The 17,187-nt window shown below is 42.3% G+C and carries 17 protein-coding genes; 5 read left to right on the top strand and 12 right to left on the bottom strand.

The window, feature by feature from the left end; genetic code table 11:
* Positions 1–270: 270 nt before the first annotated feature.
* From EKM81_RS03335 to EKM81_RS03305, 7 genes are all read right to left on the bottom strand, one after another.
* Positions 271–885: a CPBP family glutamic-type intramembrane protease gene (locus tag EKM81_RS03335; protein ID WP_125648396.1), complete on the bottom strand. Its 615-nt coding sequence runs from the start codon at positions 883–885 to the stop codon at positions 271–273.
* Positions 886–1,046: 161 nt separating this feature from the next.
* Entirely contained in the window at positions 1,047–1,370 is a 324-nt protein-coding gene (locus tag EKM81_RS03330) for a hypothetical protein (protein ID WP_125648393.1), read from the bottom strand.
* Positions 1,371–1,457: 87 nt separating this feature from the next.
* Positions 1,458–1,787, bottom strand: coding sequence for a hypothetical protein (locus EKM81_RS03325; protein WP_125648390.1), 330 nt, complete (start codon positions 1,785–1,787; stop codon positions 1,458–1,460).
* Between the two features lie 118 nt (positions 1,788–1,905).
* The gene (locus EKM81_RS03320; RefSeq protein ID WP_125648387.1) at positions 1,906–2,622 is read right to left on the bottom strand and encodes a hypothetical protein; all 717 of its coding nucleotides are present in this window, start codon (positions 2,620–2,622) and stop codon (positions 1,906–1,908) included.
* Between the two features lie 23 nt (positions 2,623–2,645).
* A complete protein-coding gene (locus EKM81_RS03315) occupies positions 2,646–3,230 on the bottom strand; it encodes a DJ-1/PfpI family protein (RefSeq protein WP_125648384.1) in 585 nt (194 codons plus the stop codon).
* Positions 3,231–3,691: 461 nt separating this feature from the next.
* Positions 3,692–4,558, bottom strand: a complete 867-nt coding sequence (locus EKM81_RS03310; protein ID WP_125648381.1) for an NAD(P)H-binding protein — start codon at positions 4,556–4,558, stop codon at positions 3,692–3,694.
* A 729-nt stretch (positions 4,559–5,287) separates the two neighbouring features.
* Entirely contained in the window at positions 5,288–7,843 is a 2,556-nt protein-coding gene (locus EKM81_RS03305; protein ID WP_125648379.1) for a M1 family metallopeptidase, read from the bottom strand.
* 1,192 nt (positions 7,844–9,035) lie between these two features.
* Here EKM81_RS03305 and EKM81_RS03300 point away from each other — a divergent pair.
* The gene (locus tag EKM81_RS03300; RefSeq protein ID WP_125648376.1) at positions 9,036–9,788 is read left to right on the top strand and encodes an NADPH-dependent oxidoreductase; all 753 of its coding nucleotides are present in this window, start codon (positions 9,036–9,038) and stop codon (positions 9,786–9,788) included.
* A 164-nt stretch (positions 9,789–9,952) separates the two neighbouring features.
* Here EKM81_RS03300 and EKM81_RS03295 read toward each other — a convergent pair whose 3' ends face one another.
* The 4 genes from EKM81_RS03295 to EKM81_RS11125 form a co-directional block, all read right to left on the bottom strand.
* A complete protein-coding gene (locus tag EKM81_RS03295) occupies positions 9,953–10,936 on the bottom strand; it encodes an aldo/keto reductase (RefSeq protein WP_125648373.1) in 984 nt (327 codons plus the stop codon).
* A gap of 71 nt (positions 10,937–11,007) precedes the next feature.
* A complete protein-coding gene (locus EKM81_RS03290) occupies positions 11,008–12,408 on the bottom strand; it encodes a DHA2 family efflux MFS transporter permease subunit (RefSeq protein ID WP_125648370.1) in 1,401 nt (466 codons plus the stop codon).
* Positions 12,409–12,698: 290 nt separating this feature from the next.
* Positions 12,699–13,658 carry an alcohol dehydrogenase catalytic domain-containing protein gene (locus EKM81_RS03285; RefSeq protein WP_125648367.1) on the bottom strand — a complete coding sequence of 320 codons (960 nt, stop codon included), beginning with the start codon at positions 13,656–13,658 and terminating at the stop codon, positions 12,699–12,701.
* An 85-nt stretch (positions 13,659–13,743) separates the two neighbouring features.
* Positions 13,744–13,887 carry a hypothetical protein gene (locus EKM81_RS11125; RefSeq protein WP_164509190.1) on the bottom strand — a complete coding sequence of 48 codons (144 nt, stop codon included), beginning with the start codon at positions 13,885–13,887 and terminating at the stop codon, positions 13,744–13,746.
* A gap of 236 nt (positions 13,888–14,123) precedes the next feature.
* On the opposite strand from EKM81_RS11125, the gene EKM81_RS03280 reads away from it, so the two are divergent.
* The 4 genes from EKM81_RS03280 to EKM81_RS03265 all read left to right on the top strand — a co-directional run bounded on the left by EKM81_RS03280 (position 14,124) and on the right by EKM81_RS03265 (position 16,387).
* On the top strand, positions 14,124–14,588 hold the full coding sequence (locus tag EKM81_RS03280; RefSeq protein ID WP_225420159.1) for a hypothetical protein: 465 nt from the start codon (positions 14,124–14,126) through the stop codon (positions 14,586–14,588).
* A 110-nt stretch (positions 14,589–14,698) separates the two neighbouring features.
* Entirely contained in the window at positions 14,699–14,983 is a 285-nt protein-coding gene (locus tag EKM81_RS11445; RefSeq protein WP_379880482.1) for a transposase, read from the top strand.
* A gap of 5 nt (positions 14,984–14,988) precedes the next feature.
* Positions 14,989–15,807 (top strand): IS3 family transposase, encoded by an 819-nt coding sequence (locus tag EKM81_RS03270; RefSeq protein WP_318531226.1) that lies wholly within the window; start codon positions 14,989–14,991, stop codon positions 15,805–15,807.
* 190 nt (positions 15,808–15,997) lie between these two features.
* A complete protein-coding gene (locus EKM81_RS03265) occupies positions 15,998–16,387 on the top strand; it encodes an SGNH/GDSL hydrolase family protein (RefSeq protein WP_191987259.1) in 390 nt (129 codons plus the stop codon).
* A 128-nt stretch (positions 16,388–16,515) separates the two neighbouring features.
* On the opposite strand, the gene EKM81_RS03260 is transcribed toward EKM81_RS03265, so the two are convergent.
* Positions 16,516–17,076, bottom strand: coding sequence for a hypothetical protein (locus EKM81_RS03260; protein WP_057904514.1), 561 nt, complete (start codon positions 17,074–17,076; stop codon positions 16,516–16,518).
* Positions 17,077–17,187 lie beyond the last annotated feature (111 nt).

Genomic DNA, 17,187 nt, shown 5'->3' with positions numbered 1-17,187 from the left:
AAAACAAACTCTAATTTCAGCCTATCACATAAATTTATTAATCACAACAAAAAAATTAGTCTTGATTAACTTATTGTTTAAACACCTTAATTTTAGCGTCATACATCAGTCTGCTAAATTAAAAAAGTGACCACTATCAGAAGGACCCATCAGATTAAAATAGCCAGTGTGATAATTTCATCTAGAGAAATTATCACACTGGCTCAACTATTTATTGCAATTTTTTAGAATTAGTGATGCTCAATTCTTGTTATTTTATCCGCGCGATTTTTAAATAGCAAGGGCAACGAGATCAATTAAAAGATGGGTCAGCCAAGAACGCCAAATACTCTGACCGCCAGCTATATAAATACGATTAAGAATTAGCCGAGCAACACCTTGTAATAATAAAACATGCAACAAGGTTGAGCCTAGCGAACCATCCCAATAGTCAAAGAAATGCATTAGCCCAAAAACTAGCCCACTTAGTAACGTACTTACCCACCAGGGACAGCCTTGAGCGCGTGCACCTTCAAGCACTCCAATTCCTAGCAATTCCTCTCCCATCAGCATAAGCGGTAATTGCGCTATTAATGGCCACCACGCTGCTGCCGCTGCTGGATTTTCAGTCCACTTCAACCCGACGGTGCGCGCCCCGATTCCGACCAAGATACTAACACCAAAATAAAGAAGTACCCCAAGCGGTACTAACCACAGGCGTCGTGGTCGGCCAAAAGCCACGCGGCCACTTGAATTGAAAGCCACCAACCAAGCTAAAGCACCACTAACCAATAACGCCCACCAAGCCCAAGGGAATAACATTAAGCAACCATAACCAATTAGCAAAAGTAACGCCGCTAACGATAATCGACCAGCCGACGTGTGAAATGTTGTTGCTGATTTCATTGTGATGACCTCCTCAGTAGCATCCAAATGCTTCGGTAACGTCACTATCCATAATTGGACTTGGTTTTGCCGAAAATTTGTTTGGACTTACTTTAAACCACCAAGTGCGGAAGGAAAAGCGCGCAATTTTGTTCAATGACTAACTGTCTTTGGCCGCACGGTTAGTTGAGAATCAGTGCCGCACCTTGCTGAAATAGCACATCGTTAATCCCAAAGTAAGCCAAAGCTTCTAAGAATAAAACTAGCGCATTGATCACCAAGGACAGCACAATTATGCCATAACGAATCGTCAAATAAGCATAGCCCACTGGCCGATAGCGCGTTAACCGCGGTCCCTGATAATCAATTGTTAACAACAGCAATACTAATACTAAAGCCGCCTGTAAAATAAAACCAACTAACGTTAACCCCGTCGCTAAATAATCAGCCTGCAGCCAATAAACGCCTAAAGTAATCAAATCAATAACAATTGCAAACAATGGCATGCTATCACTCCATTCATATTTCGATAACTAAAGTTTAACGAAATAAGCTGGCGCCTAACCATAGATTGCACGAACAATTTTGTCATTTTAAAATTTAGTGACAGTCAACTGCTGTTCGGCCGCGTGGTAACCCTTGATATAGTCAACAATCTCCGCAGTCCGCTCGTCAGAAACTTGTGCTTCCCAGGCAATTAACTTAGTCGGATAGTGTTGAAATAAATGTTGACTTCTAAAATCATTGACCGCTTGATCATAGCCAATTTGGTAATCATCCCGTGAATCAGACCGAATGGTTTTCGCAGCCTGGTAATCTTGCTGCCATTGCTGATATTCCGCTTGGGAAGCTTGATAACTACCTGATTGTTCATTTTCTTTCACCAAACCATGTAACGTACGAAACCGCCGATAATTTCTCATATCAATCACCTCAGCTAAACGTAAGCAACTCTAATCACCACTTAGATTAGGCTGTGATCCGAATTCTGTAAAGATAATTGCCTAAATAGCAAAGATTTCTTGACTGGTCAGCGCAGGGCTAACCAATGTCATCATGCTTGTTGGCAGCTAACCGCGCTGAACGTTGCAGCTCCGTTTGAATCAGCGGCCTAGTTTGTTCGCTTAAAGTTGCCATGATTTGTTGGCTTAAAGCATTATCGAAAGCCGATAACAGCGTCACAAATTTCCACGTCAGCAGATTGTCACCTAACGGCTTTTTTAGACTTAGGTAAATACGCCTTAGATTCTCTGCAGATGCTAAGGTTGGACTGTAGAAACATTTAAAACCAAGTGTATCCAATAATTCCATTTGTTCAGCTTCAGTAGCATTATTCTCAAAAAAGACTAAAATATCTGAAAAATAATCAGCCGACACTCGGGCCAACGTTCGAGCAATAATATCACGCGGTAAAGGATAAGATATCTTTTTTGAAGTAGTACATTGACGCCAACTAATTAATTGATTATGACCAATTTTACCAACTAATGGCAACATTAATTTGATCACAGCTGCATCACCAGTTTGCAAAGTTTGGCAAATCTCAATTTTAGGATAAAGCTTATCTTCAAGTTGTAACTGTGCTAATAGCGCCAAGGTCAGTGGTACATCTAAACTTTGCTTTTGTCGAATAATTCGTGCGGCTGCAGTTCGCGTTACAGCATCAGCAGCTGAAATCATTTTCAATAACTCAGCTTGATTACTAGCCAAGGGTAAGCTGGCCGTTTCTGGTAAATAGCCGCGAGTTGTCTTTGTCATGATTACATCTACTCCAAATTTTATTAGGCGAAAGGATTCCCGTATTTAGCCACATAGCGATAAAAGCCAAGTCGATATAAATCAACAAGTTGCTGATTCTGATTTGAAAAATGAATTAAGTTTAATACCGTTTCAGTAAAGTCCAAACTAGCAGTCCCGTTAGCCGTCACTAAATTACGATCACAAACAACTTGTTGTTCTTTAAAATCAGCTGAATTTCGATATTTTGTGAAGTTTGCCCACGAGGCTAAACTATTGCCAGTATGCTGGTAGTTATTAAGTAAGCCTTGAGCTGCTAAGAAATCAACAGCACCGCAAATAGCTGCCACAGGCTGATTTGTTTGTAAACGTTGCTGAATTAAAGTTACTAATTCTAAATTATTCAATTGCCAAGCCTTACCACCAATCAAAACTAATAAATCAATTTTACTGGGTAAATGATCAAGCTGATAATCAGGAACAAGCGTCATGCCACGAATCGAAGTGGCTTGACGCTGATTAGCCGCATACCTAACTTGCCATTGATCACTTTGATTTAATTGACTGGCTAAGTAAGCACCTTCCCAATCAGAAAATTGCGCTAATATTACAAAAACCGCTAATTTCATTTTAATATTCCCTATATATCCGTAGATTAAACATACTTTTTTAGTATACACGTTATCAGACTTAGGATAGTGGTAAAATCGGCGCTTTCAAAATCATCCCTGAGCCCTCCCCTTGACGGGCGCAACTTCATTTCTTACTACCAGCAACTAAGTCGCAACGAGCCACCTAACACTGCTTTTAAAAAGACTCGTCTTAAAGCGTTATTCTTAGCAACAAAAAAGTATCATCATGATTAGCCATTAAGCTAATAACAATGATACTTTTACAAATGAATTTGGACGATTTTATTCGCCGTAAGCTTGACTAAATTAAGCTAATTAATCGATTAATTCAGCCAACCAGCGATACATGCTAAAGTCATGCTTTCCTCGCCATCCTATCCGGAGATTATCTCACTCTGCGTGGTTCAATTAACTAATGGCATCGGCGGTCACCCGATTCAATTTTATTTTTATTTAATTTAACGATCACTAGCAATTACTTCTTGCACTGCTGCACCAAAATCTGTTAAGGGATGGCCCAAAGCAGCTTGGAAGTCATCGTTCTCTTCACTTAAGTCACCATCACGCATTAACTGTTGGAAAAGAGCTAATTGGGTTGCAACAGCTGGTAACATGCCTGACTCTTGCAAAGTTTGTTGATAAGTATCAACGTCAACACTATCAATTTCAAAGTCCTCAGGAATAACTGCGGCTAAATCCTGATAAGTACGCGGTTGTCCAGTTAACTCGTAAACTTCACGTGGTTCTTCCATGGCTAGCACCCGAGCAGCAGCTTCTGCATACTCGCGCTCCAACGCCCAACCAATTCGACCTTCACCAGCAGCATAAATATAAGGATCACCAGCCAGCGCTCCCTTAATCAAGCGCGCTTCATTTTCCAGATACCAATTATTTCTGAGGAAACTATGGGCCATTCCCGTAGCCAAAATTGCATCCTCGGTTGCTCGGTGATCAGCAACAAATTGAATTTTTGCAGGACGAACAGCACTTTCCGTATGTGGAAAACTAGTATAAGCAATAAACTTCACACCAACGTCATGAGCAGCAATCACGACGTTCAATTGTTGACGCTCACGAGTCATTGTCGGACTAGGATGTGACGAAACTAATAATAACCGATCAACACCAGTTAGCGCCTGCCGTAATGTAGCAGGATTTTCATAGTCACCCGCGCGCACCTCAACACCAGCTGGGACGATGGCCTTGGCTTTCTCCACATTACGGGCAATTGCAATAATATCAGTTGGTGCCACCAATTGAGCCAAAACTCGAACAGCAACACCACCAAAATGGCCAGTTACGCCAGTCAAAGCATATTTTGTCATCAGACAACTTCCCCCTTCAGTACCTGTAGATTAGTTTGCTGTCTGTTAATGACCACCAAACCTCTCATTAATTGGCATCATTGTAACACTATCTGAGGGCGTGTCAAAAAAGAATGCTTAGTCAAAAAAGCCCATAAACCTGATTAAATCGCGATTTGTGGGCTATAGCTATTTAGTTTCCAATAAATTACTTGTCTCGACAAGTTGCTGTTTTAGATTACGGGTTGCGATTAAAGACCAAAATTCAAAGACACTAAAACCTAGTGAAGCTTTCGAAACAGAATTGGTCCTGACTGCATTCCGGGCTGCGGGTTGTGGAACGCGGCCGACATCGATTGATGCCAATTACAAATCAAAGTTCAAAAGCGCTAAAACCTGTGAAGTTTTTGAAACGGAATTGGTTCTGACTGCATTCCGGGCTGCTTGTCGTGGAACGCGGCCGACACTGATTGATGCCAATTAAAAACCAAAGTTCAAAAGCACTAAAATCTGGTAAAGTTATTAAAACGGAATTGGTTCTGACTGCATTGCGGGCTGCGGGTTTTGGAACCCGCCGGCCGCAACGGAGTTATCCGCTATTTTGCCCCAAACCAACTTTAGATTTAATCCGCTGCTTGCGTCCGCAAAATTGCCCAGCAACCACCTCCACAAATTGGGGAGGACCTAGCACGATTCCACTAAACTTTACTGAGCTGATTAGAGCGTTTTCGTAAGCATTCCCCTCAGGGATTAGTTGAACCCGATAATACCCTTTTCAACGGCTAAAGCAATTGCACCATTAACAGCAGTCTTTTCAGCCTCAATCAAGTTAACTCGAGTTTCAATCACCTTGGTGTCCATCTTGATTTCCCGTGTTAAACCAGGTGTATTGATTTTTGGCTCAAAGAAAGCTTTAAATTCAGCCAAGCGTTCTGGGGTCCGGAAGATACCAGCAATAACTGTGATGAAGGTCGTGAATTCCATATCACCGCCAACAGTGTCTTCCAACCATTGCCAATCATTACGGATCCAGTCCCAAGCAGCCTGTTGACCATGATTATTATTCAAGATACCTCGGAACCAAGCACGTAAATCTTGTGGTTTAACTGTGGCGGCATTTTCAAATTCAGCCACGATTTTAGCAATCATCTTTGGATCTGGCGTAGTAGTTACTGCAGCACAGATACTCTGTTTGTAGCTAGCATCAGAAGATTGACGATAATCGTTCAATAATTCGTCAATTAATTCTGGCGTACCGTAATTTTTAACTTCATTCATTAACACATAGACCCGAATGTCAGCTGATAAATTAACTAAATTATCGTGATTGGCCACAAACAATTCATGAACAGCCGCAATTGTTTCAGGATTCTTGGCATATAATGACGCTCCTAAAACAACTGGTCGAGTCAATTGATCATCGTTAGATTCGCCAGCAGTTGGCTTCAAGCCTAAACGCGCAATTTGGCTAACACTTAAACGATCAATCAAAGCCTGTAAATTCTTTTCTGCAGCAGAATCAGGAGTTACAAATTTCTTCAAGTCGTTAGTGACCCGATATAATAATGTTGCAACCACATTTGATTCGCTATCAGCAAATTTCTCAAGTAAGGGAACGATGGCGGCGAAAGAAATCTGGCGACCCTCAGCTAATAGCCGCAGGTCTTGTAACAATTGTAGCTGTGAAATTGGATCAAGCTCAGCAACGTGAGCTAAGATGTCTGCTTGCAATGTTTCGTCGTATTTAACGATAAAGTGTGAATTATTACCGATATTCAAGCGGAATGGTTGGCCATTTTCTTGACGAAGTTTCGCATAGTCGCCTAGTTGGACTTCTTTATCAGTCATTAACGCAGGTACTGCTTTGTAGTTGCCGTTTAACGGAATCTGCCACTTACGACCAACTTCTTCACCTTCGCCGACGAAAAATTGTTGTTGTTTCAGGGTTAATTGACCGTTCACAACACTGGCTGAAACCACTGGATAACCAGGTTGCTCCAACCAAGAATTCATAATTGCACCCACATCTAAATGCGAAGCTGCACCTAAGGCTGACCATAAATCAGCACCAGTGGCATTGCCATAATGATGAGCAGCAAAATAATTTTTCAAGCCTTCACGAAGCGCATCGTCGCCCAACAAAGCCCGCACCATCACTAATAAACGTGCTCCCTTGGCATAAACAATCGCACCATCAAATAAAGCATCAATTTCGGCTGGGTTTTCCACGTTCACATGGACAGATTGTACACCGTCAGTTGCATCACGTTGTAAAGCTGCAGCAGCTTCGGAAGTCTGGAACATTTCCCAAATGTGCCAATCAGGTTGCAAAGCATCAATGGCCACATATTCCATCATATTAGCGAAACTTTCATTTAACCAGAGATCATCCCACCACTTCATCGTTACCAAATCACCAAACCATTGGTGAGCTAACTCGTGGGCAATTACTGTGGCAACTAATTGTTTCATTTCTAGTGAAGTATTATCAGGATCAAGCACTAAATAAGCTTCCCGATAAGTCACCAAACCCCAGTTTTCCATGGCACCAGCGGAGAAGTCTGGTAAAGCTAATTGCCATGAATGTGGTAATGGATATGGTGTTTGATAGAAATCTTCGTAAAATTCGATTGAGCGCTTAGCAATATCTAACGCAAAATCAAGTTCCTTAGCTTGATGAGCTTTCGTGGCAAAAACGCCAATTTTGACGCCACTCTTAGTTTCAGTCATTTTACTTTGCAAATCGCCAAAGGCAAAGGCAATCAAATAAGTCGACATCCGGACCGTGGTGTCAAAATAATGAACACCGTTTTCAACTTTGATTTCTGGCATGTTGCTTAAAGTCGTTTCGCCAGGTTTTTCGTCATATTTAATGGCCAAATCAAATGTCGCTTTGGCTTCTGGTTCATCCACACACGGAAAAGCTTGACGGGCAAAATTAGTTTCAAATTGCGTACCAATAATTTGTTTCTTAACACCATCAACTTCGTAATATGACGGATAAATCCCCATCATTGAGTCTGTTAAGGGTGCTGTATAAGTAATCGTTAAAGTTGTTGCCCCTGTTTTGCCTAGATCGATGCGAATTTCATCGGTTGCTGGCTCAACGGTAAAGGGCACATCTTCATCAGCAGCTAAAATTGATGAGACGTCTAAATCTTTCTGATGAATGGAAATTGTTGATTTCTTCGCATCACCAGTAATTGTGGTTTGCCCAGAAATTAGCTTTGTTTCTCGATTAACGTCGATATAAACATTGTAATGTTCTGGTTGAAAAGTTTCATAAAAATGCGTAAATTCAGCCATGAGTGCCTCCTCAAATTAATTAGAATAAGTTTATTATACGACTTTCAAATTAATAATTGCGAGTTTATTAGATTTATTGTCGTAATTTTCTCAGTTTGTTCTTAGAGTCGGTAACTTTAGCAAAGTTCCTAGGGTTATCTTATAGTAAATTTGCGAAAAAACAGAATTGGTTTTGAATGCATTGCGGGCTGCGGGTTGTGGAACGCGGCCGACATCGATTGATGCCAATTACAGACCAAAGTGCAAAGTACTAAAACTAGTGAATCTGTCAAAACAGAATTGGTTCTGACTCCATTGCGGGTTGCTTGTCGTGGAATGCGGCTGGCATTGATTTTAGTTAACTACAGACCCAAGTTCAAAAGCACCAAAACCTGGTGAAGCTTTTGAAACGGAATTGGTTTTGACTGCATTGCGGGCTGCTGGTTGTGGAACGCGGCGGCCGTCGATTTGAGCTTTTCTACAAAAATCTCAAATTCGAGGCTTATTGTAAGTGCTAAAGCACTAACAATAATTTCGCGGCTGACGACAAGATCCCTCCATTCCGTCTGGAGTTGAGTTGGTGATCTTCACTGTTGTTAGTAGTTAAGACAACGCTAGTAAGAATGATCATCTCAATTCACTCACCAGTAATAGTTAAACAGCAAGACAAAAATAGCCTGTATGATATCTTTCAATTCCATCTCGAAAGATTGTCACACAGGCTTTGTTGGTTACTATAAGCTGGTTTTCTCACAGTGGTGCTCAATTCTGTTAGTTTCATCTGGTGGTTGCTGGGCGATTGGCGTCAGGGAAGGGGCTTGCTTTGCGTACGAGCGATTTTGCGAGAAGCAGTGAAATTTGACTTGCTGCTTTAGCAGTTAGTCAAAGCCTCGTATTTGAGATTGTTGCGTTAGCAATAAGCTCAAATCGATGGCCACGCCGTTCCACGCCCTAAAAATCGCCCAGCAACCACCTCTTCAAATTGGGAAAGACTTGGCACCCAGTCTAAGCACCGTTCCACAACCCGCCGGCCGCAACGGAGTTGTTCGCTATTCTGCCCCAAACTAATTCTCCGCAGAAGACTCGCAACGGCGTCAGAACTAATTCTGTTTTAAAATTAATCCATTGAATTTACTTAATCACAAAAACATTCGTAACCGATTTCAATCGTGCTACAATTAATTTATTAATGACTACTTAAAGGAGTTTACTGATGTTAAAGACTGACCCTACTTTAGATACGCAATTACACCACCGCACTGTCCGGCAATTTACTGACCAACCAATTGCCGACGCGACCATTAACGAATTAGTGATGGTGGCTCAGCATACGGCTACTTCACACTTTCTCCAGTCCTTCAGCGTACTCAGCATTACTGATGCTAAAATTCGTCAACAAATCGCTGAAATCAGTCGGCAAAAATACGTCAATGGTCATGGCCACTTATTTATTTTCATTATTGATTTAAATCGAGCCGCAACAATTACTGGGCGCAACCAACAAAACAGTTTTCTTGGTTCCACAGATAAATTCTTCCAAGCCGCTTCGGACACTGCTTTAGCAGTCCAAAATGTAGTCAATGCTGCCGAATCACTAGGACTGGGAACGGTAATTTTAGGGAGCATTCTCAATGATCCACTTCGCTTGATCAATTTATTAAAACTACCGCCACTAACCTTTCCAATGCTAGGGTTGATTGTCGGGCAGCCTGACCAGGAAACTCAGCCTAAGCCACGACTGCAACAAGAACTGGTACATTTTGAAAACACCTATCATTTGCCAGCTAATACGACGGAATTAGTGGCCGAATACGATGCGACCATTAAAGACTATTACGGTCACCGCAGTCGTAATAATCGTGTCGAAACTTTTACTAGTTTATTGACGAAGGCCGCTAATGACCTGCCGGCTCACCGAATTGATCTTGATAGCGCCTTGCAGCAACAAGGATTCTTTTGTGACTAGTTCTGCCAACAATCTTGATGGTGCCCATGCATAAACAATTACTCTGGTAATTAAATAGTTTCTAGTTAATAACAAAGCCTGTGTGATAATCGCCAGCTAAAGCTGAGATTGTCGCACAGGCTGTTTTGATTTTGTCGATTTATTTATTAAATCGTGTCGCATTACTACCACTTATATTGAACCGGATCCTTAATGTACTGATCATAAACATCGCGGACAATGGCCATTTGTTCTGTAGTGAAGGCTGGCAAATCAGCAGCGGCGACATTACGGGTAATTTGTTCCGGCTTGGAGGCACCAGGGATGACCGTGCTCACGGCATCCGCCATCAGAATGTAACGCAAAGCCATTTGTGCTAATTGGTCCCCAGCACCTAAGCGTGCTTTCAACTCAGCAGCGGCTTTGACACCAGTCGCAAAATCCACGCCAGAGAAGGTCTCCCCTTGGTCAAATTGTTCACCATGACGATTCGTCGTCCGTTGATCATTTTTGCCAAAAGTTGTTTGCAGCGTGTACTTGCCACTAAGTAAACCACTCGCCAGTGGCACCCGCGCAATAATCCCCACATCTTTAGCTTGGGCCATTTTGAAGAAATTATCTGCTGGTCGTAGCCGAAACATATTATAAATAATTTCAACTGACGAAATATCGTAATCTAAAGCCTTCATTGCTTCTTCGACCTTTTCTACACTAACGCCATAATTCTTAATTTTACCAGCCTTTTTCAGTTGGTCGAGTGTAAAGAAAGCTTCCGGATTGTAATAAACTTCAGTTGGTGGGCAGTGCAGCAGTACGTTATCCAGCGCATCCACTTGTAAATTCGTTAAGCAATCTTCAACGAATTTAGTAATGTTCTTGGGCGTATAGCCACTGGCCACATGTGGTTCTAACCGCCGACCTACTTTTGTCGAGACAAAAACCTTGTCGCCTTTATCCTTGATAAATTTGGCTAACGCGCGTTGGCTAGCGCCATCTTGATAAACATCTGCGGTATCAAAAAAGTTAACCCCAGCATCATAAGCTGCCGCCAATGTTTCCTGAGCATCCTGCTCATTGAATGGATCACCCCATTTTGAGCCTAATTGCCAAGTACCGAGTGATACTTCACTTACCTTAAAATTGGTTTTACCAAAACGCCGATACTTCATCTAATAATCCCTACTTTCTTAATCCAATCTGATAGTAGCACGCACAGTTTGATTAAGCTAGCTTGACCTGATTATAATTCAACACTAGTTTTATTTTTCAGTCGGAGCGACCACAATAAACATAATCCCGTGATTATTAAAGTTAAAATAAAGGTCCAGCGATAGCCTTGAGCATTAGCTAATTGACTAGATAATCCCTGTTGCAAACCAGCATTACGGCCTAAAGTAATCGTCGCCACCATTAAGGCTGTGCCCAGTGAACTAGCTAATTGGCGAATCGTCACGATTAAAGTACTGCCGTGAACCACGTAGGCTGCTGGCAAAGCATTTAACCCATAAACAATAATCGGCATATAAACTAGTGTCAGCCCGGAAATTCGTAAGGCGTAGGTCAGACAAATCATGATCGGCGTAGTGGTGTTGCCAAAATAAATAAATGGCACCGTCGCTAAAATGGCCAAGCCGAAACCAAGATAGGCTAGTTTTTTAATGCCAATTTGGTCATAAATCCGCCCCGAGACCAACGATAAAATAGCCATTAATAAAGCACCCGGTAATAAAGTCAGCCCCGAAACTAAGGCCATTAGCCCAAGAATGTTCTGATTAAATAATGGGATAATTAATTCCGGTCCCATTAAGGCAATCGCCGAAAGTAAGGCTAAGACGGCGACTTTTCGAAACGACGGGGCCAAGAAAACGCGAAGTTCCAATAGTGGTTGTGCCAAATGTAGTTGCCGATAAATAAAAGCGGCAATAATAACGGTGCCAACAATAATCCAGATTAATGAGGCTCGGTCTAAGCGGCCAGTGACACCAATATTGGAGAAGCCATACAGCAACGCACCAAAGCCAACAGTTGATAACAGTAATGAGGGTACATCTAACCGATCTGGTCGCGTCGGTGTAATATTTTTAATTAAGAAAATTCCTAGTATTAGCGCCAGCGCGGCCAAGGGAATCAAGCAAAGAAACAGCATCCGCCAAGAATAATGGTCAACAATATAGCCAGATAAGGTCGGACCAACTGCCGGGCCTAAATTAATGACCACGCCAGTAACACCTAGCATCAAGCCACGTTTATTAATCGGCGAAATAAGCGTAATGACATTTTGGACCAAGGGCATACTGATACCTACCGCCAAAGCCTGAATCAACCGGCCAATTAACAAAAATGTAAAAGAACTGGCGCTAGCTGAAATAATCAGGCCAGTTAAAAAAGTGGTCATAATCGTGATGAACAACGGCCGCAGTTTAACGCGATTAGTAAAGTAAGCCGCAGTCGGCATCATGATGCCGGCGGCCAACATATAACCGGTGCTCAACCACTGTGCAGTCATTTGACTAACATGCAATTCCCGCATAATTGTGGGAAGCGCCGTATTCATTAACGTCTCTGCTAGAGTAGTAATGAAACTGCCTAATAGTAAAACCGTCATCATAATCATTTGTTGCCGTCGTTGTGTTGTCGCCATAATAATGCCTCCAAAATTCGTTAAATAAAAAAGCCGGACAAGATTTCCGGCATTGTCCCGGCATCTTATCCAGCTTGTAATTAATTAATTTACAGAACCCTCCGATGAACACGTTGACCAATTAAACTTGGTCAACTTTCTATGAAAGGTACTTAAGTGATTCGCTAATTTAGTATAGCATAATCATAAAAACCTGAAAAATATTTTTTTACTGATTTACGTACCATCAGCTGCTAGATGGTACCAGAATTATAAAACTGAAAATTTATTTTTCAAAAAGTAAGACCGCTCTAAATCCGCACAATGACTTTCCCCAGACTATGGCTACTTTCAAGATATTCATGGGCTTCGCGGACATGGGCCAAATCGAAAATTTTTGTCGGTGTGACATTGACTTGGTACTTTTCAATAAAATCAATTAATTGTTGAACAGCAGCGCCGGTCACTTCACCTGAACTAAATCCCGTCAAATAGCGGTCATTAGGAATATCCATAATGGGATCAAACTGATCAATTGTCCACTGACCCCCTAATTCACCTGTGGAGCTAGAAATTCCGAACTCATTTAGTCGCAACAACGAATCACGAATTGCCAAACCACCAATCAAATCGATAATTTTATCAAAAGTGCCACTGCCCGCAGGTAAATTAATTGGATCAGGTGTTACTAGCACTTGATCAAAACCTAATGATTCTAACAAAGGCACCTTTTTAGCCGAACGCGTTGTCCCCACCAATTGATTATGACGGTTCATCGCCTTGATCAACTTTGAAGCTGCTAAACCAACCCCACTGGTAGCCGCCCGAATCAAAATCCGGTCATCATTTTTAATTTGCAAACTGCGAACGATCCCGTAGGCGGTGTAATAAGTTTCGGGGACAGCCGCCAAATCATCCCAGTTTAACGTCGTGGTCACGGGATACACTTGTTGATTCGGCAGCAACACATATTCTGCATAGCCACCATCAAAAGCGCGACCCATTTCGCCCATTAACGAGACCACTTTTTGTCCAACTTGAAACTGCTCTGGTGCCGAAGTTGCCGCAATCGTGCCAACCGCTTCAATACCCAAGATCCGTGGAAATTTAACTGCTGGTGACTTACCTTCACGAGTAAAAATCTCTGAATGATTGATGCCAAAACCATGCACTTTCACCAAAGTCCAGCCCGGCTTAACCTGGGGTGTTGGTACTTCGGTATACTCTAAGACAGCCGGTGAACCCGGTTGTCGCACAATAACTGCTTTCATTTTATCCACCTCATTAATAAAAACGCCAATGTTATAACCATTATTGTATTCAAATCATAAATCTAACCTGATATTCTAATTCACATCAGTGGAAAAACAGCGCCCGCAGTAAACCAAGTGCTATCAGGATTAACGGCCAAATTTCTGCAAAAAACCAAAGAATCAATCCAATGACCATCAGTGAAGTTACTAACTGAAATAAAGCCAACAGAAATTCTCCAATTTTCATTTGTTGCCCTTCCTATGATTAATTTTAGTCTGATATCTGGCTTAGCTAAGTATCAACTAACTAAATTCTAAAATAATTGGCGAGATAATGCGACCAATTGGCATCAACAGCTATGTATTTCTATGAACTAATTATGCTATAATGGCACTATTCCGCGATTAGCAATCGTTTTCAAGAAACGCTGGTCAAATGCGCTAGCGACTTCTTTAAACTTTATAGTTAAGTCAGGTGAATTTATGATAGGCAACTTTTTATTATTTGCAACCAGCCTTCGTGTCAGTACCTCACTGACAAGTCTTTTCCATGCGCCGAACACATGGCAAAAATGGACCTTCATTGGTCTGCTGGTTGTGGCCACGTTACTAGTATTGTGGCTCTTACTTTCTTTAATCTTCATCCCTATTTTTCATTTACTAAATCACTTGTTGACTCACGCTGATAACTCAACGATTATGCCCCAACAAGATTTACTTACTGGTACATTGACCTTAGGTGTGTCTGACCTAGTCACTGGCGAAGTGATGATCAGTGGTGGTGGCCGGGCCCGACAAACTTATGCAGCCCGGCTCTACCAACCCGACCAAGAGCCTGAACTGGCAGCCTTGCCTAAAGGTGCACGTGTGGTAGTCGTCAATGTGATCAAGGGTGTGGCGTATGTTATTCCCTTTCAAGAACCAACCACTGAATTGCACCAAGCTTAAAACAACTTCAGTGTTTATTAAAATTCAACAAAGGTGGTCCCAGATTTATGGATAGTTTAATCTAGATGTAAGCTGATTCCTGAGACAACTTTTAAGAGAGGGTATAATGAATAAATCATCTCTCAAAAGGAAGGAATTTTTACATGCCAACTCGTTACGACAAAGAATTCAAACAAAACATGATCAACCTATATAAGCAAGGCGAATCAGCTGCCCAACTGGCCAGAGAATATGGCATTAGCTATTCAACAGTTCATAAGTGGATCCAGGGCCAGGCCAAAACTCAATCCGGTAAATCGCCAGACGAAATCAAAGCGATGGAAAAGCGACTGGCTTCGCTGTCTGAGGAGAACGAAATCCTAAAAAAAGCCCTGGGCTTCCTTGCGCAGAAGTAACCAATATCTTTGATTACATTCACCAAGAAAGCCATCACCACCAGGTAACCAAGATGTGCCGAATCCTCGGTGTTTCCAGAGCTCAGTATTATCGTTATCGATCCCCCAAACCTTCAAAACGCCGGGCCGAAGATGCGGACTTGAAACAACGGATTCTGCGGATCTTTGCGGAATTTAAGCAGCGATACGGTGTTATGAAGATCCACCATGAATTGAATCTGGAACTTCAACCACTGCAGCTTCGGTGCAGTCCACGACGGATTTCCCGGCTCATGAAGGAACTGGATATCCACTCCGTTACCGTCAATAAGTGGGAAGCGGCTTCGGCTTCCAAAACCAAGGTTGAACAGCGTCCCAACTTGCTTAAGCAGGATTTCTCGACCACTGGTTTAAATCAAAAATGGACCGCTGATATGACCTATATTCAAACGAAGCGTCATGGCTGGTGTTACTTATCAACCATCATGGACCTGCACTCACGACGGATTATCGGCTATTCGTTCTCAAAAAAGATGGCTACTGATTTAGTCTTAAAGACCCTTGAAAGCGCGGTTAAAAATCGAACCATTACTGGTGACCTGATTATCCATACGGATTTAGGATCACAGTATACCAGCGATGATTACAATCAACGTTTAACTGAGCTACATATCCGCCACTCATACAGCCGTAAGGGTTGTCCGTATGATAATGCGCCAATGGAATCCTTTCACGCTTCCCTCAAAAAGGAATGTGTTTACCCAGTGCCGGTCTTTGAAGATTATGAAACTGCCGCTGCCGTCCTTTTTGAATATGTGCATGCTTTCTACAATAGGAAGAAATAGGAAGAGAATTCATAGTTCACTGGGCTACCAGACCCCCTTACAAGTTGAAATTGCAACACTTACGAGCCAAATGGCCGCCTGATTTAATGCTTTCCAGGGTTCAAATAAGTTATTAATCGCGATTAATGATTTATTTGAGCTGTGGAAGGTAAACGCGGTTCTGAATGTCTCTTAAAATCTGTCTCAAATATTGACTTCAATCCAGCATGACAAGGCTATGGGGCAAGTTACAGGTGCACAACAGCGCCACGGCTTTGACGAAACGACGACGCTCGGAGCGATTGAAACAATCGTGGCCTATGTTCAACAGCATTGGGCGGTGCCAATCGTGTTCTTCACTTGTGTGCGAAAACACGATGCGAATTATGGTAAATTAGTGCAGCAATTGAAAGTCTTACAAAAAAAGTGGCACTTCACGATTATTGACCTCTGGCAAGATCCAGTGGTCAAAGCTGAAAATCGCGCCCAACCACTAGCAATGGTCGACGACGCTCATCCAACCCGATTAGGTTATCGGAATATCTGGACGCCAATTTTTCGGCAACAATTAACGGACGTGCTTCGCCAGTCGGAACCATAATCGTCAATCGATTTCGCGTTTTCAAGGCTTCCGTCGATAGTCTAAAGAAATAAACATAACGACCGGATGAACCTGTCATATGATAGGCTCATCCGGTCGTTATGTTTTAGCTTACTTCAAATTTTAGGTTAGTCTGCGACTTCAATCTTCCCAACCGCAATTGGTAAGGTGACGTGTGCATCGTAGGCGCCAACTTCACCAGCAACGGTGGCTGGTAAAGCCAAGTCTTGTGGTACGCCGTGAATGTAGATGACCCGTTTGTCGAGTTCCAAGTCATCGGTACCAAAGACTTCTTTGAACTTCGCTTGCAAATCAGCTAATGGCACATCGATTTCGTAGGCAAAGTGGCCTTGGGCGTCAGCGACTGGGTAGTTATCATTTGGCACGTCCATGTGATGTGGGGCGTTGTCAAATGGCACCATCGTTGTCCCTGAGACTGGTTCAGTTTCTGGCAAGTCGACAAATCCGTCATGATTGGCATCCTGCGCCATCGTGGCAATTTGGGCCGCCTTACCATCTGGAAAACCGTGGAAATGTTCCCAGTGTTGCGTATTTGCAGGTGTATCAAACATTTCAATCGCCACGTGTAATTGGTCACCGTCTTCAACAAAGGTGGCAGTTCCATGGGGTGCCGTTCCAATGCCTTCTACGTTTAGTGGTACGATGTTAGCAACGTATTTTTTAGTCATGAATGATTCCTCCAATTCTTCATTATAAGTCCATTATATGCTATTCTAAACTTATTAAAATTGATATATGTCAAGAAAGGAAAATTTATGCACTCAAAAATGGATTGTATC

The sequence above is a fragment of the Lapidilactobacillus gannanensis genome (assembly GCF_003946675.1).
Lineage (GTDB): Bacteria > Bacillota > Bacilli > Lactobacillales > Lactobacillaceae > Lapidilactobacillus > Lapidilactobacillus gannanensis.
This window is presented reverse-complemented; position numbering and strand designations above follow the sequence as displayed.

Excerpts from the sequence above, each read along its gene's own strand:
- EKM81_RS03325 (WP_125648390.1), bottom strand. The coding sequence starts at position 1,787 with ATGAGAAATTATCGGCGGTTTCGTACGTTACATGGTTTGGTGAAAGAA.
- EKM81_RS03310 (WP_125648381.1), bottom strand. The coding sequence starts at position 4,558 with ATGACAAAATATGCTTTGACTGGCGTAACTGGCCATTTTGGTGGTGTT.
- EKM81_RS03320 (WP_125648387.1), bottom strand. The coding sequence starts at position 2,622 with ATGACAAAGACAACTCGCGGCTATTTACCAGAAACGGCCAGCTTACCC.
- EKM81_RS03260 (WP_057904514.1), bottom strand. The coding sequence starts at position 17,076 with ATGACTAAAAAATACGTTGCTAACATCGTACCACTAAACGTAGAAGGC.
- EKM81_RS03305 (WP_125648379.1), bottom strand. The coding sequence starts at position 7,843 with ATGGCTGAATTTACGCATTTTTATGAAACTTTTCAACCAGAACATTAC.
- EKM81_RS03285 (WP_125648367.1), bottom strand. The coding sequence starts at position 13,658 with ATGAAAGCAGTTATTGTGCGACAACCGGGTTCACCGGCTGTCTTAGAG.
- EKM81_RS03280 (WP_225420159.1), top strand. The coding sequence starts at position 14,124 with ATGATAGGCAACTTTTTATTATTTGCAACCAGCCTTCGTGTCAGTACC.
- EKM81_RS03300 (WP_125648376.1), top strand. The coding sequence starts at position 9,036 with ATGTTAAAGACTGACCCTACTTTAGATACGCAATTACACCACCGCACT.
- EKM81_RS03290 (WP_125648370.1), bottom strand. The coding sequence starts at position 12,408 with ATGGCGACAACACAACGACGGCAACAAATGATTATGATGACGGTTTTA.
- EKM81_RS03295 (WP_125648373.1), bottom strand. The coding sequence starts at position 10,936 with ATGAAGTATCGGCGTTTTGGTAAAACCAATTTTAAGGTAAGTGAAGTA.
- EKM81_RS03330 (WP_125648393.1), bottom strand. The coding sequence starts at position 1,370 with ATGCCATTGTTTGCAATTGTTATTGATTTGATTACTTTAGGCGTTTAT.
- EKM81_RS03335 (WP_125648396.1), bottom strand. The coding sequence starts at position 885 with ATGAAATCAGCAACAACATTTCACACGTCGGCTGGTCGATTATCGTTA.
- EKM81_RS03315 (WP_125648384.1), bottom strand. The coding sequence starts at position 3,230 with ATGAAATTAGCGGTTTTTGTAATATTAGCGCAATTTTCTGATTGGGAA.
- EKM81_RS11125 (WP_164509190.1), bottom strand. The coding sequence starts at position 13,887 with ATGAAAATTGGAGAATTTCTGTTGGCTTTATTTCAGTTAGTAACTTCA.